The sequence below is a fragment of the Clostridium sartagoforme AAU1 genome, from assembly GCF_000401215.1.
Lineage (GTDB): Bacteria > Bacillota > Clostridia > Clostridiales > Clostridiaceae > Clostridium > Clostridium sartagoforme.
Genome location: NZ_ASRV01000093.1, coordinates 1 through 24,552, shown reverse-complemented (window position 1 = coordinate 24,552; position 24,552 = coordinate 1). Strand labels below are relative to the sequence as shown.

Sequence of the window (24,552 nt, the reverse complement as noted above, 5' to 3'; positions counted from 1 at the left end):
CTATTGTGTAATAAAATTAATTTTATTTCAAAAGATATAATAAAGTTTAAAATAATCTGGAGAAATAAAAATGAAAAATTTAATTAAAAGAAAAATAAGTATAGTATTTATAATAGTTTTTGCTTTAGTTGAAATAAGTTTATATGTAAAGTCTGAATCAGCTGAAGCAAGTAATAAGAATTATAATAGGGAATTAGCGGTAGAATATGCTCTAAAATGGGCTACTTCATCAAATAGTAAATATTATAACTATATTAAAGATGGAGGAGATTGCACTAATTTTGTATCACAAGTTTTAAGAGCAGGTGGAATGGAGTTTTTAGGCTCTAGAGAAACTGCTACAAGTATTAAATCTTGGTTTTATTATTCTGCCAATTTACCGAATAGAAGCTCTACGTGGACTGCAGCACAACCATTTCATCTACATTTTGGAATAGAAAATAAAAGAGCTCATAAATATATTGAATATAAAATAATAGATGCATTGATAAATTGGGATGAAATATATATGAATTTATTACCAGGAGATATAGTTCAATATTCAAGGCCAAATAATATAACTTTTCATTCACAAGTTATTACAGAATTAATGGATAGAAAAAGAACTATATATTTTTGTCAACATTCTAATTCCATAGAAAACTTTATAAAAAATGGGAATTTAAGATATTATTTAATGGGAAAACCTAATGATTATAATTTCTATATTTATAATATAAAAGGTCATAATGATAATATTTATAGAAATAGCAAAAGTAATAGTATGGAGATATGCAATGAAAATTTAACTGAAGATGAATATAGAAAGGAATTAGTAGAAGCTATATATATAATAAAAGCAAGTTTAAGCGATACTAGATTTAATAGTGAAGAGGATATTAGTGAAGAAACAGAAGAATTTATTAACAAGATGAATAAGCGAATAGAAGAAATAGAGTTTTATATGAATACAAGAGAAAAATCGTCAAAAGATTTATTAGATATTCTTTCTAGCAGGGAAGGGCTTTAAATACATATATCAATATATATTAATTGAAATATATATCAGAGAAGGAATAAAAAATATAAAATATGATAAGACTAAAAATAACCCACTAGGGTTACGTAGGTTTCTTTGCCGGTAGTTAAAAGCTACCGGTACTTTTTTAAAAAAATATTTAAAAAAAGAGTAGCTTTTTAAAAAAGAATATGTTATTATAAATAGGTAGTCAAAAAGACTAACAATATTTTGTTTAAAGATTTTGAAAGATAATGAGATTCTCCGTTATAGAGATTAGTAGTTACTTGAATAGTCTTTAGAATGGAGGATTTAAAATGGAAGATAGAAAATTAGTATGTAAAGATTGCGGTAAAGAATTCATATTCACAGTAGGAGAACAAGAATTCTACAAAGAAAAAGGATTCGATAATGATCCAGTAAGATGTGCTGATTGCAGAAGAGCAAGAAAAGCTCAAAATAACAGAAGATAATTATAAGTTATCTAAGCTATAGATTAATTTCTATAGCTTTTATTTTTGTAAAATTTTAAATTAATTCATATAAAAGTAGCAAATAAACATAGAATTTAATATTAATATACCATAATAACAATAAGGTAAATTATTAAAAAACTACTAGCAAAAAAAATATTATATGATAAAATGATGAAGTAGGTCATAGAACCGAGAAATATTTGTTTAAAGATTGAATAGAAATTAGCTTTCTCCATTGTAGAGATTTGTTGATATTATATTGGTCTTTAGAATGGAGGATTTAAAATGGAAGATAAGAAAATAATATGTAAAGACTGCGGTAAGGAATTCATATTCACAGTAGGAGAACAAGAATTCTACAAAGAAAAAGGATTCGATAACGAACCAGTTAGATGTATTGATTGCAGAAGAGCAAGAAAAGCTCAAAATAACAGAAGATAGTTAATTGAAGACTGTAGGATTACCTACAGTCTTTTTAAGTGATACCCTAAATCTATGATTTAAGTAAATATATTTCATTTCCTAATCTTTGAATCCATAAGTTGAGGTCCTTGTAGCATGTAATGCCTCATTAACATTTGCTAAAGTATCTTGAATAAATTGTTTATTATCATCTTTTTCTACAGTTTTTATAGCATCATGCAACAATTTTTGTGCATGTGTAATATCAGAAAGAGCACACTTTAATTCATCTTTTGCATTTGTCTTATGACCCATATAAAATCTCCTCCTAATCTTTATAGTTTTTCAAAGTATCTTGAGCAGAATCAACAGCACTGCCAATAGCTTCAAGTGCAGTATGAATTTCACTTCTATTATGATTTTCCTCTGCATTTAAATAAGCAGTGTTTAGATGATTTTGGCAAGAGCAAAGCTCATCTAAAGCTAATCTTAAATTTTCTTTTGCGTTATGCTTCATATTAACACCACCTTAAATTGAATCTCTATTAGTTTGTGCAAAAATATTATTTAAATAACATATTTAATGAAAAAAATAATAGAATAAAAGGGAAATAACGGCATAAATAAATACGAAATATAAAATTATAAAAATATAAAATAATTCGTTATACAACGAATTATTTTTGTTTTTTACTGATAAAAAGTTGACAAATATAACTAACAATGATACCTTAGTCATATAAATACGAATTATATTTAATAAAACTCAATAATAATTCGTGAGTATAATTAAAATCCATTAGTTTTGGAGGTATGTGAGTTTAAAATGAGATGTATATTTGTAGAGAAAAAAAAAGGCTTTGATATTGAAGGGAAAAGTTTACTTGAGGATTTTAGAAATAATTTAAGAATTACTTCTCTTGAAGGAGTCAGACTTATAAATAAATATACTTTAGGGGAAATGAAAGAAGAAGATTATAAAAAAGCTCTTTATACGATATTTTCAGAAAGAAATGTAGATAATGTTTATGAAAATAAGCTAGATGTAAAAGATCATGAAGTTGCCTTTGGAGTTGAATATTTACCAGGCCAATATGATCAAAGAGCAGATTCAGCTTCAGAATGTTATCAATTATTGACTTCAGGAGAAAAAATAGAAGTTAAATGGACAAAAATTATAATATTAAGAGGTGCTTTATCAAGTGATGAGGTAGAAAAAATTAAAAGTTATTATATAAACCCAGTTGACTCCAGAGAAGTAAATATAGATAACTTAGAACTATCATCAAAACTTCCAGAGCCGAAAAATGTAAAGATATTAAATGGATTTATTAATAAAAGTGATAAAGAAATAAATGAGTTACATAGTAATATGAATCTTGCTATGAGCTTAGATGATATAAAACTAATAAGAGATTACTTTAAAGAAGAAAGTAGAGATCCAAGCATTACAGAGATAAAAGTTATTGATACATATTGGTCAGATCATTGTAGACACACAACTTTTTCAACAGCTATAGAAAATGTAGTTATTGAGGAAGGAATTTATTCAAGACCAATAATAAAATCTTATGAAGCATATTTAAAATCAAGAAATTTTGTTTATGGTGAAACTGATAGAGATGAAACATTAATGGATATAGCAGTTATAACAATGAAAGAAATGAGAAAAAGAGGTTTATTAGAAGATTTAGATGTATCAGATGAAATTAATGCTTGCTCAATTAATGTAAATATAGAAACTAATAATGGAATAGAAGAATATTTAGTCATGTTTAAAAATGAGACACACAATCATCCAACTGAAATAGAACCTTTTGGAGGTGCAGCTACATGTCTTGGTGGTGCTATTAGAGATCCATTATCAGGCAGAACATATGTATATCAAGCCATGAGAGTTACAGGTGCCGCAGATCCAACTGTTGATATAGAAGAAACATTAAAAGGAAAACTTCCTCAAAGAACCATAACTTTAGGAGCAGCTCATGGATATAGTTCATATGGAAATCAAATAGGTCTTGCTACAGGACAAGTTGCTGAAATATATCATCCAAATTATGTTGCTAAAAGAATGGAAATTGGAGCTGTTATAGCAGCAGCGCCTAAGAAAAATGTAGTTAGAGAAGAGCCTAAAGTAGGAGATGTTGTAATTCTTTTAGGTGGGAGAACAGGAAGAGATGGATTAGGCGGAGCAACAGGATCCTCTAAAGAACATACAGAAGATTCAATTAATGAGTGTGGAGCAGAAGTTCAAAAAGGAAATCCTCCTACTGAAAGAAAGATTCAAAGATTATTTAGAAACTTTGAAGTTTCAAAGATGATAAAAAGATGTAATGATTTTGGAGCAGGTGGAGTTTCAGTTGCAATTGGAGAATTAACAAGAGGCTTAGATATATATTTAGATAATGTTCCTAAAAAGTATGAAGGTTTAGATGGAACAGAAATTGCTATTTCAGAATCTCAAGAAAGAATGGCAGTTGTAATTAATAAAGAAGATGAAGAAAAATTTATAACTCTATGCGCAGAAGAAAATTTAGAAGCTGTTAAAGTTGCAGATGTAACTGATAATGAAAGGCTTAGAATGTTCTGGAGAGGTATAAATATAGTAGATTTAAAAAGAGAATTCTTAGATACAAATGGGGCAAGACAAACAACAGAAGTAGAAGTGAAATCTCCCAAAGAATATCCATTTAAAATAAAAAATTTAGATATAAAAGAAGCATGGATTGATACATTAAGAAAATTAAATGTATCAATGCAAAAAGGATTAGTTGAGAGATTCGACTCAACTATAGGGTCCGGAACTGTGCTTATGCCTTTTGGTGGAAAGTATCAAACAACACCAGCAGAAGGGATGGCGGCTAAGGTACCAGTACTAAATGGAGAAAGTAATGATGCAACGTTAATGACATATGGTTTCAATCCAGATATGGGAATGTGGAGTCCTTATCATATGGCATATTATTCAGTAATAGAAGCAGTAACTAAACTTTCAGCTATGGGTGGAAATTATAAAAAAGCAAGACTTACATTACAAGAGTATTTTGAGAGATTAGGAAAAGATAAAATTAAATGGGGCAAACCTTTTTCAGCATTACTTGGAGCATATCAAGCACAAATGGATTTAGGAATACCAGCAATTGGTGGTAAGGACTCTATGTCAGGTACATTTGGAGACTTAGATGTACCTCCATCATTAGTAGCTTTTGCAGTTGATGTTGCTAAAGCTAAGGATATTATATCTCCAGAGTTTAAAAATAATAACTCTAAGATAGTACTTTTAATGGCTGAGAAAAATGAAGATATGACATTGAAAGTGGACGTATATAAAAATAACTTAGAAAAGTTACATGAACTTATTTTAGGTAGAAAAGTTATTTCAGCTTCATCAGTGAAATTTGGGGGAGTAGCAGAAGCATTAACTAAAATGAGCTTAGGAAATAGGATTGGGGTAGAGTTTGAAGGATTAAGCAAAGAAGAATTATTTGAACTCAATTATGGAAGCTTGATTTTAGAAGTTAAAAATGATGTTGAAATAGAAAAAGAATTAGAGGATTGCGCTTATAAAGTAATAGGTAATACAACAGAAAATAGGGCTATTGTTTGTAAAGAATATGATATTAATTTTGATATAGAATATTTAGAAAAGATACTTGAAGAGAAGTTATCAAAGGTATTTAAAATAAAGACAGAAGATAAAAAAGAAAAAATAACAACAGTTTTATATGAAGATAAAGAAATAAAAGCTCCTTTAATAAAGGTTGCAAAACCAAAAGTATTTATTCCAGTTTTTCCGGGGACAAACTGTGAATATGATTGCGCAAGAGCCTTTAAAAATGAAGGTGCAGAAGTTTCAGAACTTGTTTTAAACAATATGAACAAGAATTTATTAAATCAATCAATTTTAGAAATGGAAAAGAGCATAAGAGAAAGTCAAATAATTATGTTACCAGGAGGATTCTCTGCTGGAGATGAACCAGATGGATCAGGAAAATTTATAGCAACAGTATTTAGAAATGAAAGAATTAAAGATGCTGTAATGGATCTATTAAAGAATAGAGATGGCTTAATACTTGGTATATGCAATGGCTTCCAAGCACTAATAAAATTAGGATTAGTACCTTATGGTGAAATTGTAGATATAGAAGAAGATATGGCAACTTTAACTTACAATGAAATTAATAGACATATGAGCTCAATAGTTAGAACAGAAATAGTATCTAATAAATCACCATGGTTCAATGAAGTAAATCTTGGAGATATACATTCAATTGCAATATCTCATGGAGAAGGAAGATTTGTTGCTCCACAAGATTTAATAGAAAAGTTAAGAAAAAATGGACAAATAGCAACACAATATGTTGATTTAGATGGTGAAATATCTAGCGATATGCCTTTTAATCCAAATGGTTCAATGCTAGGAATAGAAGGAATTACAAGTCCAGATGGGAAGATACTTGGGAAAATGGGACACTCAGAGAGAATAGGAGAAAACCTATATAAAAATATTCCGGGTAACTTTGATCAAAAGATATTTAAAGCAGGGGTTAAGTACTTTAAGTAAAAAATTGCAAAGCAATTTTCTAGTGCACAGTTTAAAAGGCACAGTTCACAGTTTCGTAGAGACAGTAAAAGGTAACAAGGAACAGGTAACAGATATTAAATCTTTTTTAGTGAAATAATGACTAAATATATAAGGAAAATCGTAATTCTTAATTATAGTTTACACTTAGTACTTGATACCTGTTCGCTGTTGCCTACAAAATGAAAAAAACTGTGAACTGTGAATTGTGAACTGCGAACTGAATAAAATTGTAAAATTAAAAAAAACGGAGGTTTTTAGATGAAGGTAGCTATATTTTTTGGGAGTAAATCGGATACTGAGGTTATGAAGGGTGCCGCTAATTGTTTAAGAGAATTTGGAGTAGAATTTAAAGCTTATGTATTATCAGCTCATAGGGTTCCTGAAAAGTTAACGGAAACTTTGATGGAAGCTGAAGAAAATGGATGTGAAGTTGTTATTGCAGGAGCTGGACTTGCAGCTCACTTACCTGGTGTTATAGCATCACAAACTACAATGCCTGTAATAGGGGTTCCTATAAAGGGAGCTGTTGAAGGACTAGATGCTTTATTTTCAATAGTTCAAATGCCAAAATCAATTCCAGTTGCAACAGTTGGAATTAATAATAGTTATAATGCAGGAATGCTTGCAGTACAAATGCTTGCTATAAAGGATAGTTCATTAAGAGAAAAGTTAAATAAATTTAGATTAGATATGAAAAGTAAGTTTATAGAAGAAAATGGAGAAGGGATTGATTTATAATGGAAAAATTAGAAATGATGTATGAAGGAAAAGCAAAAAAAATATATGCTACAGAAAAGGCAGAGGAAGTTATTGTTTATTATAAGGATGATGCAACAGCATTTAATGGAGAAAAGAAAGGTCAAATTGAAGATAAGGGAGCTTTAAATAATGCAATCACTTCAATGATTTTTGAAATGTTAAAAGAAAATGGAATAAAGACACACTTTATAGAAAAGTTAAATGAAAGAGAACAACTTTGTAAGAAAGTTGAAATAGTACCTTTAGAAGTAATAGTTAGAAACGTAGCAGCTGGATCAATGGCTAAAAGATTAGGATTAGAAGAAGGATTTGAACTTAAAACTACAGTATTTGAACTATCATATAAAGACGATTCATTAGGAGATCCATTAATAAATGATTATCATGCAGTAGGAATAGGTGCTACTACATTTGAAGAATTAAACAAAATTTATGAAATGACTGCTAAAATAAATGAGTTATTAAAAGAGTTCTTTATAAAGCAAAATATAAGATTAATAGATTTCAAATTAGAATTTGGAAGATATAATGGAGAAATTTTATTAGCAGACGAAATTTCACCAGATACATGTAGATTTTGGGATGCAACAACAGGAGAAAAATTAGATAAAGATAGATTCAGAAGAGACCTTGGAAATGTAAAAGATGCTTATGTTGAGATATTAAATAGAATACAGAAATAATTAATATTGGGGGTGTTATTTTGAGTTCAAATTTAATTTTGGATCCAAGTAATGATAAATTCAAGGATGAATGTGGTGTTTTTGGTATTTATGTAAATAAGCCTATGGATGTTGCATCTATGACATATTATGGATTATATGCACTTCAGCATAGGGGGCAAGAAAGTGCTGGAATAGCTGTAGCAAATGGCGAAAGTGTTGATATTCATAAAGGAATGGGGCTTATAACAGAAGCTTTTTCCAAAGATGATTTAAATAGACTTAAAGGTTTTGCAGCAATAGGTCATGTTAGATATTCTACATGTGGAGACACTAGAATTGAGAATGCACAGCCATTACTTAGCAAAACTAAGCTTGGATCAATAGCAATGGCTCATAATGGTACTTTAGTAAATGCTGATGTAATAAGAGAACTTTTAGAGGACGGAGGACATGTCTTTCATACATCAATAGATTCAGAAGTTATAGCAAACCTTATTGCAAGAGGTGCTAAAAAGGGGATTGAAAAGGCGATATATGATGCTATTCAAGCAATAAGAGGATCTTTTGCAATGGTAATTTTGACAGAAGATAAACTTATAGGGGTTAGAGACCCACATGGTATTAGGCCGCTATGTTTAGGAAAGACAGCAGAAGGATATGTATTATCATCAGAAAGTTGTGCCTTAGATGCAATAAAAGCAGAACTGGTTAGAGATATAGAACCAGGCGAAATAGTTATTATAGACGATAATGGAATCAAATCATACAAGTATTCAGAAAATACACAATGTCAAACTTGTGCTTTTGAATACATTTATTTTGCTAGACCAGATTCAACAATAGATGGCTTAGATGTTCATGAATCAAGGGTGAGAGCTGGAGAGCAATTGTTTAGAGAATACAAAATAGATGCAGATGTGGTAGTTGCAGTTCCTGACTCTGGAATACCAGCAGCTATAGGATATTCAAAGGCTTCAGGAATACCTTATGATACTGGATTTGTGAAAAATAGATATGTAGGACGAACGTTTATAACACCTTCCCAAGAAATTAGAGAAAGAGCCGTAGCAGTGAAATTAAATCCACTTAAAGTAAATATAAAAGGAAAAAGGGTTATATTAATTGATGACTCAATAGTTAGAGGAACAACATCAAAACATTTAGTTGATTCTCTAAGAAGAGCTGGAGCAGAAGAAGTACATTTTTTAGTAGCTTCACCAATAGTTAAATTTCCTTGCTACTTTGGAATAGATACCCCATATAGAAGTGAACTTATAGGAGCTAAAAAATCAATTGAAGAAATAAGAGAAGCAATAGGTTGTGATAGTTTAGGATATTTAAGTATGGAAGGTATGTATAGTTGCTTTAAAGAAAATTGTGGATATTGTGTTGGTTGCTTTAATGGAATGTATCCAGTAGCAACACCTATAGAAGGAGCAAAATAAAAGCTGAAAGGTAGTGTGTTAAATGATAACTTATAAAGAAGCTGGAGTTAATATAGAAGAAGGATATAAATCAGTAAAGCTTATAAAAGAATATGCAAGTAAAACTATGAGTGAGTATGTATTAAATGGACTTGGAAGCTTTGCTGGAATGGTTGAGCTGCCAGAAGGATATAAAAAGCCAGTTTTAGTTTCAGGAACAGATGGAGTTGGAACTAAGCTTGATATAGCCTTTAAAACTAAGAAATACGATACTGTAGGAATAGATTGTGTTGCAATGTGTGTTAATGATATTTTATGTCATGGAGCAAAACCATTATTCTTCTTAGATTACATAGCCTGTGGAAAGCTAGAAGCAGAAGTTGCAGCAGATTTGGTAAAAGGGGTATCAGAAGGATGTCTTCAAGGAGAGTGTGCTTTAGTTGGAGGAGAAACTGCTGAAATGCCAGGTTTTTATAGAGATGGCGAATATGACATGGCAGGTTTTGCAGTAGGAATTGTAGATAAAGATAAAATAATAAATGGCAAGAATATAAAAGAGGGAGACAAGCTTATAGGTATTGCATCTTCAGGATTACATTCTAATGGTTATTCATTAGTTAGAAAGATATTTGAAGATTTAAATGAGGAACTAGATGGCAAAGAAGCTTGGAAAACATTAATAACTCCAACAAAAATTTATGTTAAACCAATTTTGAAACTACTTGAAAGCTTTGAAATAAAAGGAATGGCACATATTACTGGTGGCGGATTTATAGAAAATGTTCCAAGAATGTTTAATGGAGAAAAATTTACAGCAATAATAAAGAAAGATAGCTATCCATTACCATTAATATTTGAAAAAATAATAGAAAAAGGTGTAGATAAAGATCATATGTACAACACCTTCAATATGGGGATTGGGTTTGTGTTATGTGTTAATGAGTCAGATGCAGAGCTTGTTATAAAAGCTTTAATAGAGATGGGAGAAAAAGCTTATGAAATAGGTTATGTAACATCTGGAGGTGAAGGTGTTTGCTTAAAATAGCAGTACTTGCATCAGGAGGAGGTACAAACCTTCAATCAATAATAGATTCTATAGATGCTGGAAATTTAAATTGCAAAATAGAAATGGTTATAGGAAGTAAAGATGAAATATTTGCTTTAGAGAGAGCTAAGAAAAAAGGAATAAAGACTTATGTAGTATCTAAAAAAGAATATAAAGATACTACATGTGATAAGATATTAGAATTAACAAAGGGGAAAGTAGATTTAATAGTTCTTGCTGGATATCTTTCAATACTTCAAGGAAATATCCTTAAAGAATTTAAAAATAAGATAATAAATATACATCCATCATTAATTCCAAGTTTTTGTGGACCAAGAATGTACGGGTTAAAGGTTCATGAAGCTGTTATAAACTCAGGAGTAAGATATTCAGGTTGTACAGTACACTTTGTAAATGAAGAAGTAGATGGAGGAGCAATAATACTTCAAGAAGTAGTTCCAGTCTATTTTGAAGATACAAAGGAAATATTACAAAAAAGAGTCTTAGAAAAGGAACATAAGCTATTACCAAAAGCAATTGATTTAATTAGTAAAAATAAAGTTGAAATTATAAATGGAAAAACGAGAATAAAATGAAATAATGAAGGAATGAAAGAATGAAAAAATTAAGGAAATAACTCAACTTTGTTGAATTATGAAATTAAATAAATCCCTTATAAGTTTAAACTATAAATTTTTTATTATTAATTTTTTCATTTTTCCCATTAAAAGAAAGGGGTTTTTAAGTTGATAAAAAGAGCTTTAGTTAGTATTTTTGATAAGGAAGGTATTTTGGAATTCTCTAATTTTTTGCAAAATAAAGGTGTTGAAGTAATATCTACAGGTGGTACTTATAAATATCTTAAGGATAATGGTGTTAATGTTGTTGAAGTTAATGAAGTTACTAATTTTCCTGAAATGTTAGATGGAAGGGTTAAAACTCTTCATCCAATTATACATGCAGGGATACTTGCTATAAGAGATAATGATGAACACATGAAAACTATAAGAGAAAGAAATATTGATCCTATAGATATTGTTATAGTAAATTTATATCCATTTTTTCAAAAGGTTAAAGAAGATTTAAGCTTTGATGAAAAAGTTGAATTTATAGATATTGGTGGTCCTACAATGCTTAGAGCTGCAGCCAAGAATTTTAAAGATGTAGTAGTAATCTCAGATAAGGAAGACTACAAAGCTGTTATGGAAGAAATATCTGAAAATGGTGATGTTTCAGTAAAGTTAAGAAAAAAACTTGCAGGAAAAGTATTTAATTTAATGAGTGCTTATGATGCAGCAATATCTAACTTTTTATTAGAAGATGAAGAATATCCTGAATACCTTTCAATATCATATAAGAAAAAGCAAAGCTTAAGATACGGAGAAAATCCACATCAAAGTGCAGCATACTATAGCTCAAATGAATTTGATGGAGCTATGAATAGTTTTGAAATATTAAATGGTAAAGAGTTATCTTATAATAATATAAAAGACTTGGATATAGCTTGGAAGGTTGCTTCTGAATTTGATGAAGTAGCTTGTTGTGGACTTAAACATAATACCCCTTGTGGAGTTGCAATAGGTGAAACTCCTTTTGAAGTTTATAAGAAAGCTTATGATGCAGATCCAACATCCATTTTTGGTGGAATAATAGCAATAAATAGAAAAGTAGATAAAAAAACAGCAGAAGAAATGGTAAAAATATTCTTAGAAGTAGTAGCAGCACCGGAATTTGATGAAGATGCTTTAGAAGTATTAAGAACTAAAAAGAATTTAAGAGTAATTAAGTGCAATAATACTCCAAAAGATAAAAAATATATGGTTACAGTTGATGGCGGTATATTATTACAAGAAGAAGACAAAAATTTAATTGATGAATTAAAAGTAGTAACAGAAAAATCACCAACTGAAGAAGAAATGAGAGACTTATTATTTGGCATGAAGGTAGTTAAGTATGTTAAATCTAATGCAATTGTTGCAATAAAAGATGGTGTAGCAATTGGAATCGGAGGAGGACAAGTTAATAGAATTTGGGCAACAGAAGAAGCTCTTCAAAGAGGTAAAGGTGCAACAGTTTTAGCTTCAGATGCATTCTTCCCATTTAGAGATGTAGTAGATGAATGTGCTAAAAATGGTATTAAAGCAATAATACAGCCAGGAGGATCAGTAAGAGATCAAGAATCTATTGATGCTTGTAATGAACATGGAATAGCTATGGTATTTACGGGGGTTAGACACTTTAAACATTAATTGTAACTAAGAAAAAAGAGAACCGATTACTTCAGTCTATTACACAATTTCGCTGGATATTTCTATTGTTGTTTTCATAATAATTGCAATTTTATAAGGAAACTACTACTCCAAAGTCGTAGCAGTAAGTTCGAAGAACTAAATCAGAGATTTAGATTCTCACTTAACTCGTATTCGCTCAGACAACTGAAATTATTACGCAACTATGCCTCAAACAACAATGAAATAAAAACAGCTCATTGTGATATAGCCTTCCGCAATATGCTCTCTTTTTTCTATATAGTAATAAATAAATGCTTTTGAGTTATATAGAAATAATTTTTAGTATGAACGAAAGTTATTGATGAGGTAGTAGATATTAAATAAATTTTTGGGTGTTATTGAAAAAAATTTCAGTATGAAGTAAGAATTACTGATGAGGGGGATTTTATATGAAGATTTTATTAATTGGATCTGGTGGTAGGGAGCATGCTCTTGCTTGGAAGATTGCTAAGAATGAGAGAGTTGAGAAGATATTTGTTGCTCCTGGTAATGGGGGAACTGCTAGGGAAAGCAAATGTGAAAATGTGAATATAACTGAAATAGATGAGCTTTTGGAGTTTGCTTTGGAGCAGTGTATTGATTTGACTGTTGTAGGTCCTGAAGATCCTTTAACTAAGGGGATTGTTGATAAGTTCAAAATGAAGGGCCTTAAGATTTTTGGACCTAGTGAAAAAGCTGCAATGCTTGAAGGTAGTAAGAGTTTTTCTAAGGATTTTATGAAAAAGTATGGAGTGAAAACTTCAGAGTATGAAGTTTTTTATGATGTTGATAAAGCTTTAGCTTATTTAGAAACTTGTTCGTATCCTACAGTGGTTAAGGCTGATGGATTGGCTGCAGGAAAGGGCGTTGCTATTTGTGAGAATAAAAGGGAAGCTATTGATGCAGTAAAATCTTTTATGGTTGATGATATATTTAATGGAGCAGGACAAAAGATAGTTATAGAAGAGTTTTTAGAAGGCGTAGAGGCATCTATTCTTTCAATTACAGATGGAGAAACTATTATACCATTTATATCAGCAAAGGATCATAAACAAATATTTGATGGTGGTAAGGGCCCAAATACAGGAGGGATGGGAGTTTTAGCCCCTAATCCATATGTAACAAAAGAAATTTTAAAGGATTTTGAAGAAAAAATAATGAATAGGACTTTAGTTGGAATAAGAGAAGAAGGTTTTGATTATAAAGGTATAATATTCTTTGGTCTTATGATAACTAAAAAAGGTTCATATCTTTTAGAATATAATGTAAGAATGGGAGATCCAGAAACTCAATCAGTACTTAATTTGATGGAAAGTGATTTATTAGAACTTATAGAGTCTGCATTAATAGAGAACTTAAAAAATACAGAAGTTAAGTGGAAAAATGGTGCTTGTGTTAATGTAGTTTTAGCATCAAAAGGATATCCAGCAAGCTATCCTAAAGGATATGAAATTATTATAGAGGATGAAATAAAAGATAAAGTTTTCTTAGCAGGAGCAAAACTTGAAAATGATGTTTTGAAAACCAATGGAGGAAGAGTTCTTTCAGTAGTTGGAGTCGGAGAAACAGTAGAAAAAGCAAGAGAAGACGCTTATAGGGCTATAGAAAAAGTTGAATTTAAGGATAAATATTATAGAAGCGATATAGGGGTAATATAGTAGATTTAATAATTATTATAAGGATGCTAAAATAGTATCCTTTTGCATTATATGGAAATTTGAAAATTGTTAAATTTATATATTTACTTTGAATGTAATAATTGATTTGATTTCTCCAAATAATAGTATAGTAAATAAAAATAAATTAAGTGAATTAAAGCTTAATAAAGTCTTGGAGGAAAAAGATGAATAGAGAAACAAAAAATCAAGTTTATTCAAAAGCAAAGGAAATGATGATAGCAGGTGAGTCTTGGGATAAAATAATGGAAGAAACAAGATTAAGACAAAAAGATTTGAAAAGAATTCAAATGACTGAGATAGATCCTAAGTTTTAACATATATTAGGATAATATTTAGATAGCATATTATAAAAAAGTGGATTTTGATAATCCACTTTTTATGTGTACAGAATATGATATGGAGGTTGTTGTTTAAAATCTTATTTAAGCTATTTATATCTATCTAGAAAAATTAGTGGATTTTAACAGTATATGGGTTATAATTAAATGTAAAAGACAAGGAAAAGAAAATGAGTAAGAAATTTTATATATGGGGGTAACTACTGTGAAATTGATTTATAAGGGAAAATTCGATGGTAATTATGATAATCTACCATATCGTGAACACAAGCCTAATTATGTTAAGTTTAAAGAAGCTTCTAATGCAACTGAACTAGCAATAAAAGCTAATATTGTTGCTATAATACTGCTTATACTATTACTAGTAATTGCCTTTAAGCAAGGCAATTATCTTAATAATTGGGGGATATTATTATCTTTGCTATCACTCTTTCCACATGAATTCCTACATGCTATTTGTTTTAAAGAAGAAGTATATTTATATACTTTATTAAAAAAAGGAATATTATTTGTTGTAGGTAATGAAGATATGAGCAAGACACGCTTTATAATAATGTCATTATTACCAAATATTGTTTTTGGAATCGGTCCTTATATTATTGGATTAATTATTAAAAATAATGTATTAACAACACTAGGTATTTTTGCAACTAGTATGGGCTGTGGAGATTTTATAAATGTTTATAATGCAATTACACAAATGCCTAAAGGTACTAGAACATATTTGCATAAATTCAATTCATATTGGTATATGCCAAACTAATTAGGTTTATTATTTCCCTAAGACTACGTCTTGGGGATTTTTATGTTTGGAGGATATATAACATATTCAAAATACTGGTTAAATGAAAAATAGAATTAATGAACAGTTTCTAAATATAAGAGTAACAAGAACTTTACCACGACCTGTGCAGTGGACTATATTCATCTCTACTACAGGAATATTAGGATTATCCTCAATAAACTTAACAAAGTCATTAAAGGCTCTTCCAACTTTATAGGAAGTGTAGATTTCTTTCTAGGTTTATAGTTTATTTTTTAATTTTACGAAAAATAAATTATAATATAATTTTATAGAAAATATTTCAAAATTAACAAAAATAATGTAAAATATAATTAATAATTTGTAAAATTAAGATTTTAATGGTAAATAAGGAGAAGAAGAATGAGATTTTGTTTAATATTAGAATTAAAAGAGCCTAAAATTCCTATTGAATATAGAAAGATTGTCTTAAGTTATATAAAAAATGCGATATCGAAGTGCAATGATGGAAAATACTATGAAGATTTTTTTAAAGATACAAAGCAAAAAGAGTATTGTTTTTCAGTAATATTTCCTAAATCTAGATTCACTAAAGATAAAATAACACTAGAGGGAAATGAGATAAAGATACTTTTCTCAACTGGTAATAATAAGTTAGGTTTAATATTATATCAAGCATTTATAGCTCAAAAAAATAAGCAATATCCTTTACCTAATGATAATTTTATAAAATTGAAAAGCATAATTAACAATAATCAAAAAGAAATATATAACAATAGGGCTATATTTAAAACTACATTAGGAAGTGGATTATGTGTAAGAAGTCATGATCCAGAGACAAATAAAGATATTTATTATGTATATAATGATGAAAAATTTAGAGAAAAACTAAATGTTGTATTAACAAATCAATTATTAAATGTAGGTTTTACTAAAGAAGAATCTGAGGAAATAAAAGTAAATCCTATACAGTGTAAGAAAGTTGTTGTCAAGCATTATAGAAGATATATAGATATAACAACTGGAATCTTTGAAATCCAAGGAAATAATAAAGTATTACAATATTTTTATGATTCTGGAATAGGGAGCCGCAAATCTATGGGATTTGGAATGATAGATTTAGTAACTCAAGACTTAGTATAAGAAAGGAGGATAACATGAAGACAACTTTAGAAAATAATAGTTATGATACAATGCTAGAACCATCAGATTGGAGATTTTCAGCAGCGATAGTGGGACTAATGCAGTATCTAGATTATCATGATTTAGATTATAAGGTAGAAGATGATTGTATTTATTACAATAGAGAAGATCTTAATGAAGAAAAATACTTAGAATTTGTAGAATACAAATACGGGGAGGAATTACATCATAAGGTTGTAGAAAATATTCTTTCTAAAGAAGATTTAAGTGATGAAGAAATAAAGTTGGTAAATGATAAATTATCAGCTAACACAATAATGAAAAAGACTTTTGGAAAGTTAAAATATGATAAAACAAACAAACAACAAATATTAGATATTATTATTAAAAATAGAAATGAGCTAATTAGAGAAACTTTTAGAAGTAAAAGTGATATGTATGCTAATTATGCCAATACAAATCAGTTATTTAATGATTCTCAAGAAAATTGTAGATTACTTGGATATTATATAGATTCTGGGAAAAAGGGTAAATCTACAGCTTTTAATTTTAATACAAGCACCTTTGTTGGTCGTGATGAAAGAGAATTTGATTTTATCCCATTTGCTTTTGAAGGAAAAAGAGAAGGTTTTTTTATAAATGATAATTATACAGTTGAGAGACTGAAAATATCTAATAAAACTCTAAGAATAAAGGTAGAGGGTGAGTTAGATAGTAGTAGAAAATCAAAAGATATAAGACAAATTTTATTTAAGGGAATTATAGAAAGTACAGATTTTATAGATAGAGATATAGAAGTAATATTTAAAGATAGAGATAAATCATATTTTGAAACTTTATATATAAGAAAGGAAAGTATAGATATATTTAAAAAATGGCTGAAGAAAATATAGATTATAAGGCATTTTGTTTTTCTTATAAAGTAACAGATAAATATTATATAAATATACAAAAGAAAGTAACAGATTGTATTTTAAATAATTTATTATTAGATAACTTAATAGAGTTATTTTTGAAAGAAAAAGGCAGAGATTATTTAGTAAGTCAACTTATAAAGATTAATGTATTAATAAGGAGGGATGAATCAATGAAAGATAGATTAAAGGGAGCATATAAAAATGCCAAACAAGTAGCTGAAGTATTAGAAGTAAATAAATTAGATAGCTATAAACAAAAATTAACAAGTTCAATTATATTCAAGGATTATGATAGAGTTTGCCAAATACTACTACAATTATCAAATTATTCAGGAGTAGAATTTGGTTTTGTATATGATTTATTTGATGATTTTGAAGAAAATAAAGATTTAGCATATACCTTTATAAATGCATTAACAAAGAAAAAGGAAAATAAATAATAAGAGGTGGAATTATGAAAATTAAAAAGGCATTAACTTTAACAGTGGTAGCAAATATGACTTCAAATTATTCAGAAGGATTGGGAAATATAGCAAGTGTACAAAAAATATTTAAAAATAGAAAAGTATATACTATAAGAAGTAGAGAAAGCTTAAAAAATGCGATTATGGTTCAAAGTGGCATGTATGATGATTTACAAACTGAAGTTGATGGTGCAACTCAAAAAATGGCTAATGAGAATTTAAATGCATCTAATTGTAGAGCTCTTGAAGGTGGATATATGAGTACAAAAGGAACTACTTATATTAGAAAAAGTTCATTCTACTTAACTGATGCTATATCCTGTGAAAGCTTTGTAAATGAAACAAGATTCCATAATAATTTATATTTAGCAAATAATGCAGCAAAAAGCAAAAATATAAATTTACAAGAAAAAGCTGGAGAAGCTGGACTTATGCCTTATCAATATGAATATGATAAATCTTTTAAAATATATAGTATAACAATAGATTTAGAGATGATAGGAAAAGATGAAAATTTTAAACAAGAAGAAGGATATAAAGAAGCAGATAATAAGGAAAAAGCAGATAGAATAAATTCAATTTTAGATGCAGTAGAAAACTTAAGTTTAACAGTTAAAGGGAATCTTGATAATTCAGAACCAATATTTATAGTTGGAGGTTTATCTGACAAAAAGACACATTATTTTGAAAATGTTGTGAAGGTAGAAGAAGATAAGTTAATAATATCAGAGGATTTAAAGGATAAAATTGAAAAAGGTTACCATGTTGGTTTACTTGAAGGAAAAGCATTAAAAAATGAAAATGAAATAAAAGCTGAATTAAATCCAATCTCTATAACAAAGTTTTTTGATAATGTTAGAAATGAAGTAAAAACTTACTTTAATGTATAAGTATAAAAGAAGAAAGTAGGTAATTATCATGAAAGCATTAAGAATAGTACTTACACAAAGTAGTGCTAATTATAAAAGAGAAGAAACAATAGATAATAAAATGACATATCCTCTACCGCCCATATCTACAATAATAGGAGCTATTCATAATGCTTGTAATTATAGAGAGTATCATCCTATGGATATTAGTGTACAAGGTAGGTTTGAATCAATGCATAATGAGCCATATACAGATTATTGTTTTTTAAATTCCGTGATGGATGATAGAGGAATATTAGTAAAGATGAAGAATGAAAGTCTTTTATCAAGTGCTTTTGATAAAGTTGCGAGTGCAAAAAAATCTCAAGGGAATAGTTTTAGAAAAGGAATAACTATACAAGTTTATAATGAAGAGTTATTAAGTGAATATAGGAAATTAAAAGATTTAAAAGATAAAATAGATGACTATAAAAAAAATGAATATAAAGAAAAGCTACAAGAGTTTAAGAGTGAAAAATCTAAACTTACAGAAATAAAAAAGAAGCTAGATAAAAAATCAAAAGAATTTTTAGAGTTATCTCAAAAAGAGAAAGAAATTAAAATAATAGAAAATGAGTTTAAAGAAAAAGTAAAAAATTATGAAATATACAATTATATTAAACCAGTATCAAAATTTAGATCGTTAACAACATCATTAAAATTTTATGAAATATTAAATGATATAGAATTAATTATTCATGTTAGAAGTGATGATGAAACTTTAAGGAATATAGAGGAAAATATCTATAATTTGAAGTCTATAGGTAGAAGTGAGGATTTTATAAATATAGAAGAAGCTAAAATTGTAGATTTAAAGGAAGCTGAGGATTGTGATATTATAAGTAATTACTCTGCATATTTGAACTATGATGATGTGAAAAATGAATGTATATATTTTGATAAAGCTAAAGCAGGACAAAGTGTTAGTGGAACAAAATATTATTTAAATAAAAACTATAGTATAAATGATGGTAAAAGAGTTTTCGAAAAAAAGAAAGTTGTTTATGCCTCACAATATATAATTGAAAGTACAAGTGATAATGTACTTATAGATGATGAAGATAATAAGGAATATATTGTTAACTTCATATAAAATAATGTTAAGCAGTAGGGAATGACCTTGCTGCTTTAAATTTAGGAGAGGTTTTATGGAGGAAAAATTATATATATTAGATAAAGATACTCTAGAACTAATACAAAAATATATGGCAAAGCCAGATAAAACAATAAAAGAACATACTCTAGATTTACTTGAAAATTTAAATGTACTTCAGAGATTAGGTTATATTGAAGAAGGTAAGTTATTTGAATTAGTAGAAAAAGCATGTATATACCATGATTTAGGCAAAGTGAATTGTGAATTTCAAAATAGAGTTACTGGAAAAAGTAAAAAATTTAATGAATCTAAGGAAGTTGTTCATAATGTACTATCTTTATATCTTATTGATAGCAATAACTTTGAAAGTTTTGAGGATTATCTAAAAGTGGCTCATAGCGTATTAAATCACCATAATTACTGTAATAATTTTGATGAAATAAGTGATAAAACAGAGTTAATACAAGGTTTATTGAATGATTTTAAAACTTATAAAATAAAGAAGTCAACAAAATCTAAGCTTAAATGTATGGTAGAAAATAATGAAGGCATAAAAATAAAGGGATACTTACATAAATGTGATTATAGTGCAAGTTCAGGAAATATAGCAGAGTATCCAAATAACTTTTTAGAAGATTCACTTCATGGGCTCCTAGAGAAGTGGAAAAATAATAATAGTGAGGCTTCTTGGAATAAGCTTCAAAAGTTTTGTATGGAAAATAGGGATGAAAATATAATAGCCATAGCTCAAACAGGTATGGGAAAAACAGAAGCAGGGCTACTATGGATAAGTGATAATAAGGGCTTTTTTGTATTGCCTATAAGAACTGCGATAAATGCAATATATGACAGGGTAAGAAATGATATTTTAGATAATAAATCAATAGATGAAAAAATAGCAATACTTCATTCTAGTGCATTAGAATACTATATTAAAAATATTGAAAGTAATAATGCTGAAAAAGAAGAAATTGATTTGCTTAATTATCATAAAGTGGGAAAACAGCTATCAATACCATTAAATATATCTACAATGGATCAAATATTTGATTTTGTTTATAAATATCAAGGTTACGAACTAAAAGCTACTACGTTATCTTATTCAAAAATAGTTATAGATGAAATTCAAGCATATGGACCAGATTTGTTGGCATATTTAATATGCGGATTAGAAAAAGTAGTTGAGCTAGGTGGGAAAATAGCTATACTAACAGCAACATTACCTCCGTTTATTAAGGATTTATTAATCAAAAATATAACTTTTAAAGAAAATGAAGTTCCATTTACTAATGATATGGAAAGACATAATTTAAAAGTGTTAAATAAAAGAATAAATAGTGAAGATATTAGAAATAAATACAATGAAAATAAAAAATTAGATAAAAATAATAAGATACTAGTGGTGGCTAATACAATAAAAGAAGCTCAAAAACTTTATAAGGAACTAAAAGATTTAGTTCCTAAAGAAGAACTTCATATATTACACAGTAAATTTATAAGAAAAGATAGGATGGAGAAAGAAAGAGAAATTATAGAATTTGGTAGAACCTATGATGAAAATAAAGATTTAGATAAACAAAATGGCATATGGATATCAACATCAATAGTTGAAGCAAGTTTAGATATAGATTTTGATTATTTATTTACGGAACTACAAGATTTAAACTCCTTATTCCAAAGGTTAGGAAGATGTAATAGAAAAGGTAAGAAAGATAGCAGCGAATATAATTGCTATGTATATACAGAAATAGATAACACAAATTTAACTAATGGGGATAAAGGATTTATTGATAAAAAGTTATATGAATTATCAAAAGAAGCAATAATTTCCTATGAGGGACAAATATCAGAACAAGAAAAAATAAAATTAATAGAAACATATCTTACAACTAAAAAGCTCAAAGAAAGCCATTATATGAGAAAATATAAAGAAATATATAATTATATAAAAGTAGTTCCCCCATATGAGTTTGAGATAGAAAAAATAGATTTAAGGAATATATTATCAGAAGAAATTATACCAAGTCCTATTTATGAAAAGTATTTAGAAGATATAAAAGATATAGAACATAAACTATTTAATGAAAATCTTAGCCCTTATGAAAGAGTGAAATGGAAAGATGAAATAAGAAAATTCACAGTATCAGTACATCCAAATGATATTAAAAATTATGAGAGAGCAAGAGGAAAGGGTCAGGCTATAAATTTTAGTAAGATTTATTTAGGTAAACATAAAAATGACTATATAAAGGTCATAGAGTGTGAATATGATGAAGTTGGATATAAAAAAATGAAGTATGATGAGATCAGAAGAGGTTCAAATATATGGTAATGAAAAATAGAGGTGAATAATGAAAAAAGAAATTACTGGAGTAATGGTTTATTACTATGAAGTTTGCAAAAGAAAGCTATGGTATTTTTATAATGAAATACAAATGGAACAGGGTAATGAAAATGTTGAAATAGGAAAAGCCATAGACGAAGAAACATACAAAAGAGATAAAAAGCACATAAATATAGATAACATAATAAATATAGATTTTATACGTTCTAAAGGTATATTACATGAAGTTAAAAAAAGCAATAAAATAGAAGAAGCTAGTATATTACAGGTGAAATATTATTTGTATTTTCTTAAGAAAAGAGAAGTAGATAATATAAAAGGTAAAATAGATTATCCGTTACTTAAACAAAGTATAGATGTGGAGCTAACAGATCAAGATATTATTCTTATTGAAGGAATTTTAGAAGATATCAAAAAGATAGTTGCGTTAAAAAATCCTCCGCCGTTAGAAAAAAAGAAAATATGCAAATCTTGTGCTTACTATGATTTATGCTTTATATAAAAGGAGGATGAGAATTTATGAAAAGAAGTTATTATATATATAATAATGGTGAATTGAAAAGAAAAGACAACTCTATAGCATTTATAGATGAAGAAGGTCAAAAACGATATATTCCTATAGAGACAGTAAATGAAATATATGTTATGTCTGAAATGAATTTTAATACAAGCCTAGTAAATTTTTTATCTCAATATGATGTAGTGGTACACTTTTTTAATTACTATAGTTTCTATACTGGAAGCTTTCAACCAAGAGAAAAACTTGTATCAGGAAATTTATTGGTGAATCAAGTAACGCATTATACTGATGAAAAGAAAAGGTTAGAAATAGCTAAAAGATTTATAGATGGAGCAAGTTATAATATATATAGAAATTTAAGATACTATAATGGTAGAGGTAAAGATGTACAAAGCTATATGGATAAAATAGAAACTTTAAGAAAGGGAATATATACTAGCAATAACATAAATGAGTTAATGGGATATGAAGGGAACATAAGAAAAGTATATTATGAAGCTTGGAATATAATCATAGACCAAAAGATAGATTTTACAAAGAGAGTGAAAAATCCACCAGATAATATGATAAATACGTTAATATCATTTGTAAATACATTAGTATACACAAAAGTATTAGGAGCTATATATCATACACAACTAAATCCTACAGTTAGTTATCTTCATGAGCCGGGAGTGCGAAGATTTTCCTTAAGTTTAGATATAGCAGAAATATTTAAACCAATATTAGCTGATAGACTTATATTTTCACTTTTGAATAAGAAGCAGATAACTGAAAAAAGTTTTACTAAAGAATTAAATTACTTACATCTTACAAAAGAAGCATCAAAAATAATAGTAGGAGAATTGGATCAAAAACTACAGACAACTATAAAACATAAAGACTTAAATAAAAGTGTATCATATGAATATTTAATGAGACTTGAGTGTTATAAACTTATAAAGCATTTATTAGAAGAGAAAGATTATGATCCATTTAAAATATGGTGGTAGGGGTGAGAGTTAATTGTATGTTATATTAGTTTATGATATAAAAAGTGATGATGGGGGGCAGCGAGTTCTAAATAGAACTTTTAAAATATGTAAAAAATACTTATCTAATATTCAAAACTCAGTATTTGAAGGGGAGCTAGCAGAGTCACAAATAATTAAGCTAAAATACGAATTAGATGGTATAATAAGAAAAGAGAAAGATTCTATAATATTATTTAAAAGTAGAAATGAAAGATGGCTATCTAAAGATATGTGGGGGAAAAAGGAGGATAAAACTAGCAACTTTATTTAATTGTCGACCTAAGATAATGTTAAAATATAGGTGAGTAGACAATGATAGTAATATTAAGGGATTAAAGAAATATTTTATATACTTTATATTATAAAAGTTAGTAATATCACTTTTAAATTAGTAGATAGACAAAAATACCACTTAGATATAAGTAATAATACGGATTGTCAGCGGACGCATATTAGTAGCACCATATTGGAATGTAAATTTCTATATTAGTCTAGTTGTGCTTTTCATTGGCGATTATATTAGTAGCACCATATTGGAATGTAAATTTTAAGATTAAAAAATAAGTTCAACTGAATACATAATATTAGTAGCACCATATTGGAATGTAAATTTGACTTAATGAAATCAAAACTATTATAACTATTCAATATTAGTAGCACCATATTGGAATGTAAATTTGAAGAAACAGGGGAAGTATATAAAACATAACTTTATATTAGTAGCACCATATTGGAATGTAAATG

At 28.1% G+C, this 24,552-nt stretch carries 23 protein-coding genes and 1 pseudogene; 22 read left to right on the top strand and 2 right to left on the bottom strand.

The window, feature by feature from the left end; all coding sequences use genetic code 11:
- Positions 1 to 70 precede the first annotated feature (70 nt).
- The 3 genes from A500_RS19410 (at position 71) to A500_RS07810 (ending at position 1,914) form a co-directional block, all read left to right on the top strand.
- Positions 71 to 1,009, top strand: coding sequence for an amidase domain-containing protein (locus A500_RS19410; protein WP_016207041.1), 939 nt, complete (start codon positions 71 to 73; stop codon positions 1,007 to 1,009).
- 305 nt (positions 1,010 to 1,314) lie between these two features.
- Positions 1,315 to 1,470 (top strand): zinc-ribbon domain-containing protein, encoded by a 156-nt coding sequence (locus A500_RS07815; protein WP_016207040.1) that lies wholly within the window; start codon positions 1,315 to 1,317, stop codon positions 1,468 to 1,470.
- 288 nt (positions 1,471 to 1,758) lie between these two features.
- A complete protein-coding gene (locus tag A500_RS07810) occupies positions 1,759 to 1,914 on the top strand; it encodes a zinc-ribbon domain-containing protein (RefSeq protein WP_016207039.1) in 156 nt (51 codons plus the stop codon).
- 81 nt (positions 1,915 to 1,995) lie between these two features.
- Here A500_RS07810 and A500_RS07805 read toward each other — a convergent pair whose 3' ends face one another.
- Positions 1,996 to 2,190 (bottom strand): hypothetical protein, encoded by a 195-nt coding sequence (locus A500_RS07805; RefSeq protein WP_016207038.1) that lies wholly within the window; start codon positions 2,188 to 2,190, stop codon positions 1,996 to 1,998.
- Positions 2,191 to 2,203: 13 nt separating this feature from the next.
- The gene (locus A500_RS07800) at positions 2,204 to 2,392 is read right to left on the bottom strand and encodes a hypothetical protein (RefSeq protein WP_016207037.1); all 189 of its coding nucleotides are present in this window, start codon (positions 2,390 to 2,392) and stop codon (positions 2,204 to 2,206) included.
- Between the two features lie 309 nt (positions 2,393 to 2,701).
- Between A500_RS07800 and A500_RS07795 the strand changes: the two genes are divergently transcribed.
- The 19 genes and pseudogenes from A500_RS07795 to cas2 all read left to right on the top strand — a co-directional run bounded on the left by A500_RS07795 (position 2,702) and on the right by cas2 (position 24,079).
- Complete coding sequence (locus A500_RS07795) at positions 2,702 to 6,439, top strand: phosphoribosylformylglycinamidine synthase (RefSeq protein ID WP_016207036.1); 3,738 nt, start codon at positions 2,702 to 2,704, stop codon at positions 6,437 to 6,439.
- Between the two features lie 279 nt (positions 6,440 to 6,718).
- Positions 6,719 to 7,198 carry a 5-(carboxyamino)imidazole ribonucleotide mutase gene (gene purE / locus A500_RS07790; protein WP_016207035.1) on the top strand — a complete coding sequence of 160 codons (480 nt, stop codon included), beginning with the start codon at positions 6,719 to 6,721 and terminating at the stop codon, positions 7,196 to 7,198.
- Positions 7,198 to 7,902, top strand: coding sequence for a phosphoribosylaminoimidazolesuccinocarboxamide synthase (gene purC, locus A500_RS07785; protein WP_016207034.1), 705 nt, complete (start codon positions 7,198 to 7,200; stop codon positions 7,900 to 7,902). The genes purE and purC overlap by 1 nt, the downstream gene beginning before the upstream one ends.
- 20 nt (positions 7,903 to 7,922) lie before the next feature.
- On the top strand, positions 7,923 to 9,329 hold the full coding sequence (purF, locus tag A500_RS07780; RefSeq protein ID WP_016207033.1) for an amidophosphoribosyltransferase: 1,407 nt from the start codon (positions 7,923 to 7,925) through the stop codon (positions 9,327 to 9,329).
- Between the two features lie 22 nt (positions 9,330 to 9,351).
- Positions 9,352 to 10,353 (top strand): phosphoribosylformylglycinamidine cyclo-ligase, encoded by a 1,002-nt coding sequence (gene purM / locus A500_RS07775; protein ID WP_016207032.1) that lies wholly within the window; start codon positions 9,352 to 9,354, stop codon positions 10,351 to 10,353.
- Complete coding sequence (gene purN / locus A500_RS07770) at positions 10,341 to 10,949, top strand: phosphoribosylglycinamide formyltransferase (protein ID WP_016207031.1); 609 nt, start codon at positions 10,341 to 10,343, stop codon at positions 10,947 to 10,949. The genes purM and purN overlap by 13 nt, the downstream gene beginning before the upstream one ends.
- Positions 10,950 to 11,099: 150 nt before the next feature.
- Positions 11,100 to 12,602: a bifunctional phosphoribosylaminoimidazolecarboxamide formyltransferase/IMP cyclohydrolase gene (purH, locus tag A500_RS07765; protein WP_016207030.1), complete on the top strand. Its 1,503-nt coding sequence runs from the start codon at positions 11,100 to 11,102 to the stop codon at positions 12,600 to 12,602.
- 431 nt (positions 12,603 to 13,033) lie between these two features.
- Positions 13,034 to 14,281 (top strand): phosphoribosylamine--glycine ligase, encoded by a 1,248-nt coding sequence (gene purD, locus A500_RS07760; protein WP_016207029.1) that lies wholly within the window; start codon positions 13,034 to 13,036, stop codon positions 14,279 to 14,281.
- 185 nt (positions 14,282 to 14,466) lie between these two features.
- Complete coding sequence (locus A500_RS20740; RefSeq protein WP_016207028.1) at positions 14,467 to 14,616, top strand: hypothetical protein; 150 nt, start codon at positions 14,467 to 14,469, stop codon at positions 14,614 to 14,616.
- 229 nt (positions 14,617 to 14,845) lie between these two features.
- Positions 14,846 to 15,403, top strand: a complete 558-nt coding sequence (locus tag A500_RS07755; RefSeq protein WP_016207027.1) for a DUF3267 domain-containing protein — start codon at positions 14,846 to 14,848, stop codon at positions 15,401 to 15,403.
- Between the two features lie 82 nt (positions 15,404 to 15,485).
- Entirely contained in the window at positions 15,486 to 15,641 is a 156-nt protein-coding gene (locus tag A500_RS20350) for a hypothetical protein (protein ID WP_157453624.1), read from the top strand.
- Positions 15,642 to 15,805: 164 nt separating this feature from the next.
- Positions 15,806 to 16,546: a CRISPR-associated endoribonuclease Cas6 gene (gene cas6 / locus A500_RS07750; protein WP_016207026.1), complete on the top strand. Its 741-nt coding sequence runs from the start codon at positions 15,806 to 15,808 to the stop codon at positions 16,544 to 16,546.
- A gap of 14 nt (positions 16,547 to 16,560) precedes the next feature.
- Positions 16,561 to 17,903 (top strand): annotated as a pseudogene (cas8a1, locus tag A500_RS21670) (type I CRISPR-associated protein Cas8a1/Csx8).
- 14 nt (positions 17,904 to 17,917) lie between these two features.
- Positions 17,918 to 18,817, top strand: coding sequence for a type I-B CRISPR-associated protein Cas7/Cst2/DevR (gene cas7i, locus A500_RS07740; RefSeq protein ID WP_016207025.1), 900 nt, complete (start codon positions 17,918 to 17,920; stop codon positions 18,815 to 18,817).
- A gap of 28 nt (positions 18,818 to 18,845) precedes the next feature.
- Positions 18,846 to 19,928, top strand: a complete 1,083-nt coding sequence (gene cas5, locus A500_RS07735; RefSeq protein WP_016207024.1) for a CRISPR-associated protein Cas5 — start codon at positions 18,846 to 18,848, stop codon at positions 19,926 to 19,928.
- Between the two features lie 55 nt (positions 19,929 to 19,983).
- Positions 19,984 to 22,263, top strand: a complete 2,280-nt coding sequence (locus tag A500_RS07730; RefSeq protein ID WP_016207023.1) for a CRISPR-associated helicase/endonuclease Cas3 — start codon at positions 19,984 to 19,986, stop codon at positions 22,261 to 22,263.
- A gap of 19 nt (positions 22,264 to 22,282) precedes the next feature.
- Positions 22,283 to 22,777 (top strand): CRISPR-associated protein Cas4, encoded by a 495-nt coding sequence (gene cas4, locus A500_RS07725; protein WP_016207022.1) that lies wholly within the window; start codon positions 22,283 to 22,285, stop codon positions 22,775 to 22,777.
- A 17-nt stretch (positions 22,778 to 22,794) separates the two neighbouring features.
- On the top strand, positions 22,795 to 23,787 hold the full coding sequence (gene cas1b / locus A500_RS07720) for a type I-B CRISPR-associated endonuclease Cas1b (protein WP_016207021.1): 993 nt from the start codon (positions 22,795 to 22,797) through the stop codon (positions 23,785 to 23,787).
- Positions 23,788 to 23,800: 13 nt separating this feature from the next.
- Positions 23,801 to 24,079, top strand: coding sequence for a CRISPR-associated endonuclease Cas2 (cas2, locus tag A500_RS07715; protein WP_016207020.1), 279 nt, complete (start codon positions 23,801 to 23,803; stop codon positions 24,077 to 24,079).
- Positions 24,080 to 24,552 lie beyond the last annotated feature (473 nt).

Excerpts from the sequence above, each read along its gene's own strand:
- A500_RS19410 (WP_016207041.1), top strand. The coding sequence starts at position 71 with ATGAAAAATTTAATTAAAAGAAAAATAAGTATAGTATTTATAATAGTT.
- A500_RS07815 (WP_016207040.1), top strand. The coding sequence starts at position 1,315 with ATGGAAGATAGAAAATTAGTATGTAAAGATTGCGGTAAAGAATTCATA.
- A500_RS07810 (WP_016207039.1), top strand. The coding sequence starts at position 1,759 with ATGGAAGATAAGAAAATAATATGTAAAGACTGCGGTAAGGAATTCATA.
- A500_RS07805 (WP_016207038.1), bottom strand. The coding sequence starts at position 2,190 with ATGGGTCATAAGACAAATGCAAAAGATGAATTAAAGTGTGCTCTTTCT.
- A500_RS07800 (WP_016207037.1), bottom strand. The coding sequence starts at position 2,392 with ATGAAGCATAACGCAAAAGAAAATTTAAGATTAGCTTTAGATGAGCTT.
- A500_RS07795 (WP_016207036.1), top strand. The coding sequence starts at position 2,702 with ATGAGATGTATATTTGTAGAGAAAAAAAAAGGCTTTGATATTGAAGGG.
- purE (WP_016207035.1), top strand. The coding sequence starts at position 6,719 with ATGAAGGTAGCTATATTTTTTGGGAGTAAATCGGATACTGAGGTTATG.
- purC (WP_016207034.1), top strand. The coding sequence starts at position 7,198 with ATGGAAAAATTAGAAATGATGTATGAAGGAAAAGCAAAAAAAATATAT.
- purM (WP_016207032.1), top strand. The coding sequence starts at position 9,352 with ATGATAACTTATAAAGAAGCTGGAGTTAATATAGAAGAAGGATATAAA.
- purD (WP_016207029.1), top strand. The coding sequence starts at position 13,034 with ATGAAGATTTTATTAATTGGATCTGGTGGTAGGGAGCATGCTCTTGCT.
- A500_RS20740 (WP_016207028.1), top strand. The coding sequence starts at position 14,467 with ATGAATAGAGAAACAAAAAATCAAGTTTATTCAAAAGCAAAGGAAATG.
- A500_RS20350 (WP_157453624.1), top strand. The coding sequence starts at position 15,486 with ATGAAAAATAGAATTAATGAACAGTTTCTAAATATAAGAGTAACAAGA.
- cas6 (WP_016207026.1), top strand. The coding sequence starts at position 15,806 with ATGAGATTTTGTTTAATATTAGAATTAAAAGAGCCTAAAATTCCTATT.
- cas7i (WP_016207025.1), top strand. The coding sequence starts at position 17,918 with ATGAAAATTAAAAAGGCATTAACTTTAACAGTGGTAGCAAATATGACT.
- cas5 (WP_016207024.1), top strand. The coding sequence starts at position 18,846 with ATGAAAGCATTAAGAATAGTACTTACACAAAGTAGTGCTAATTATAAA.
- A500_RS07730 (WP_016207023.1), top strand. The coding sequence starts at position 19,984 with ATGGAGGAAAAATTATATATATTAGATAAAGATACTCTAGAACTAATA.
- cas4 (WP_016207022.1), top strand. The coding sequence starts at position 22,283 with ATGAAAAAAGAAATTACTGGAGTAATGGTTTATTACTATGAAGTTTGC.
- cas1b (WP_016207021.1), top strand. The coding sequence starts at position 22,795 with ATGAAAAGAAGTTATTATATATATAATAATGGTGAATTGAAAAGAAAA.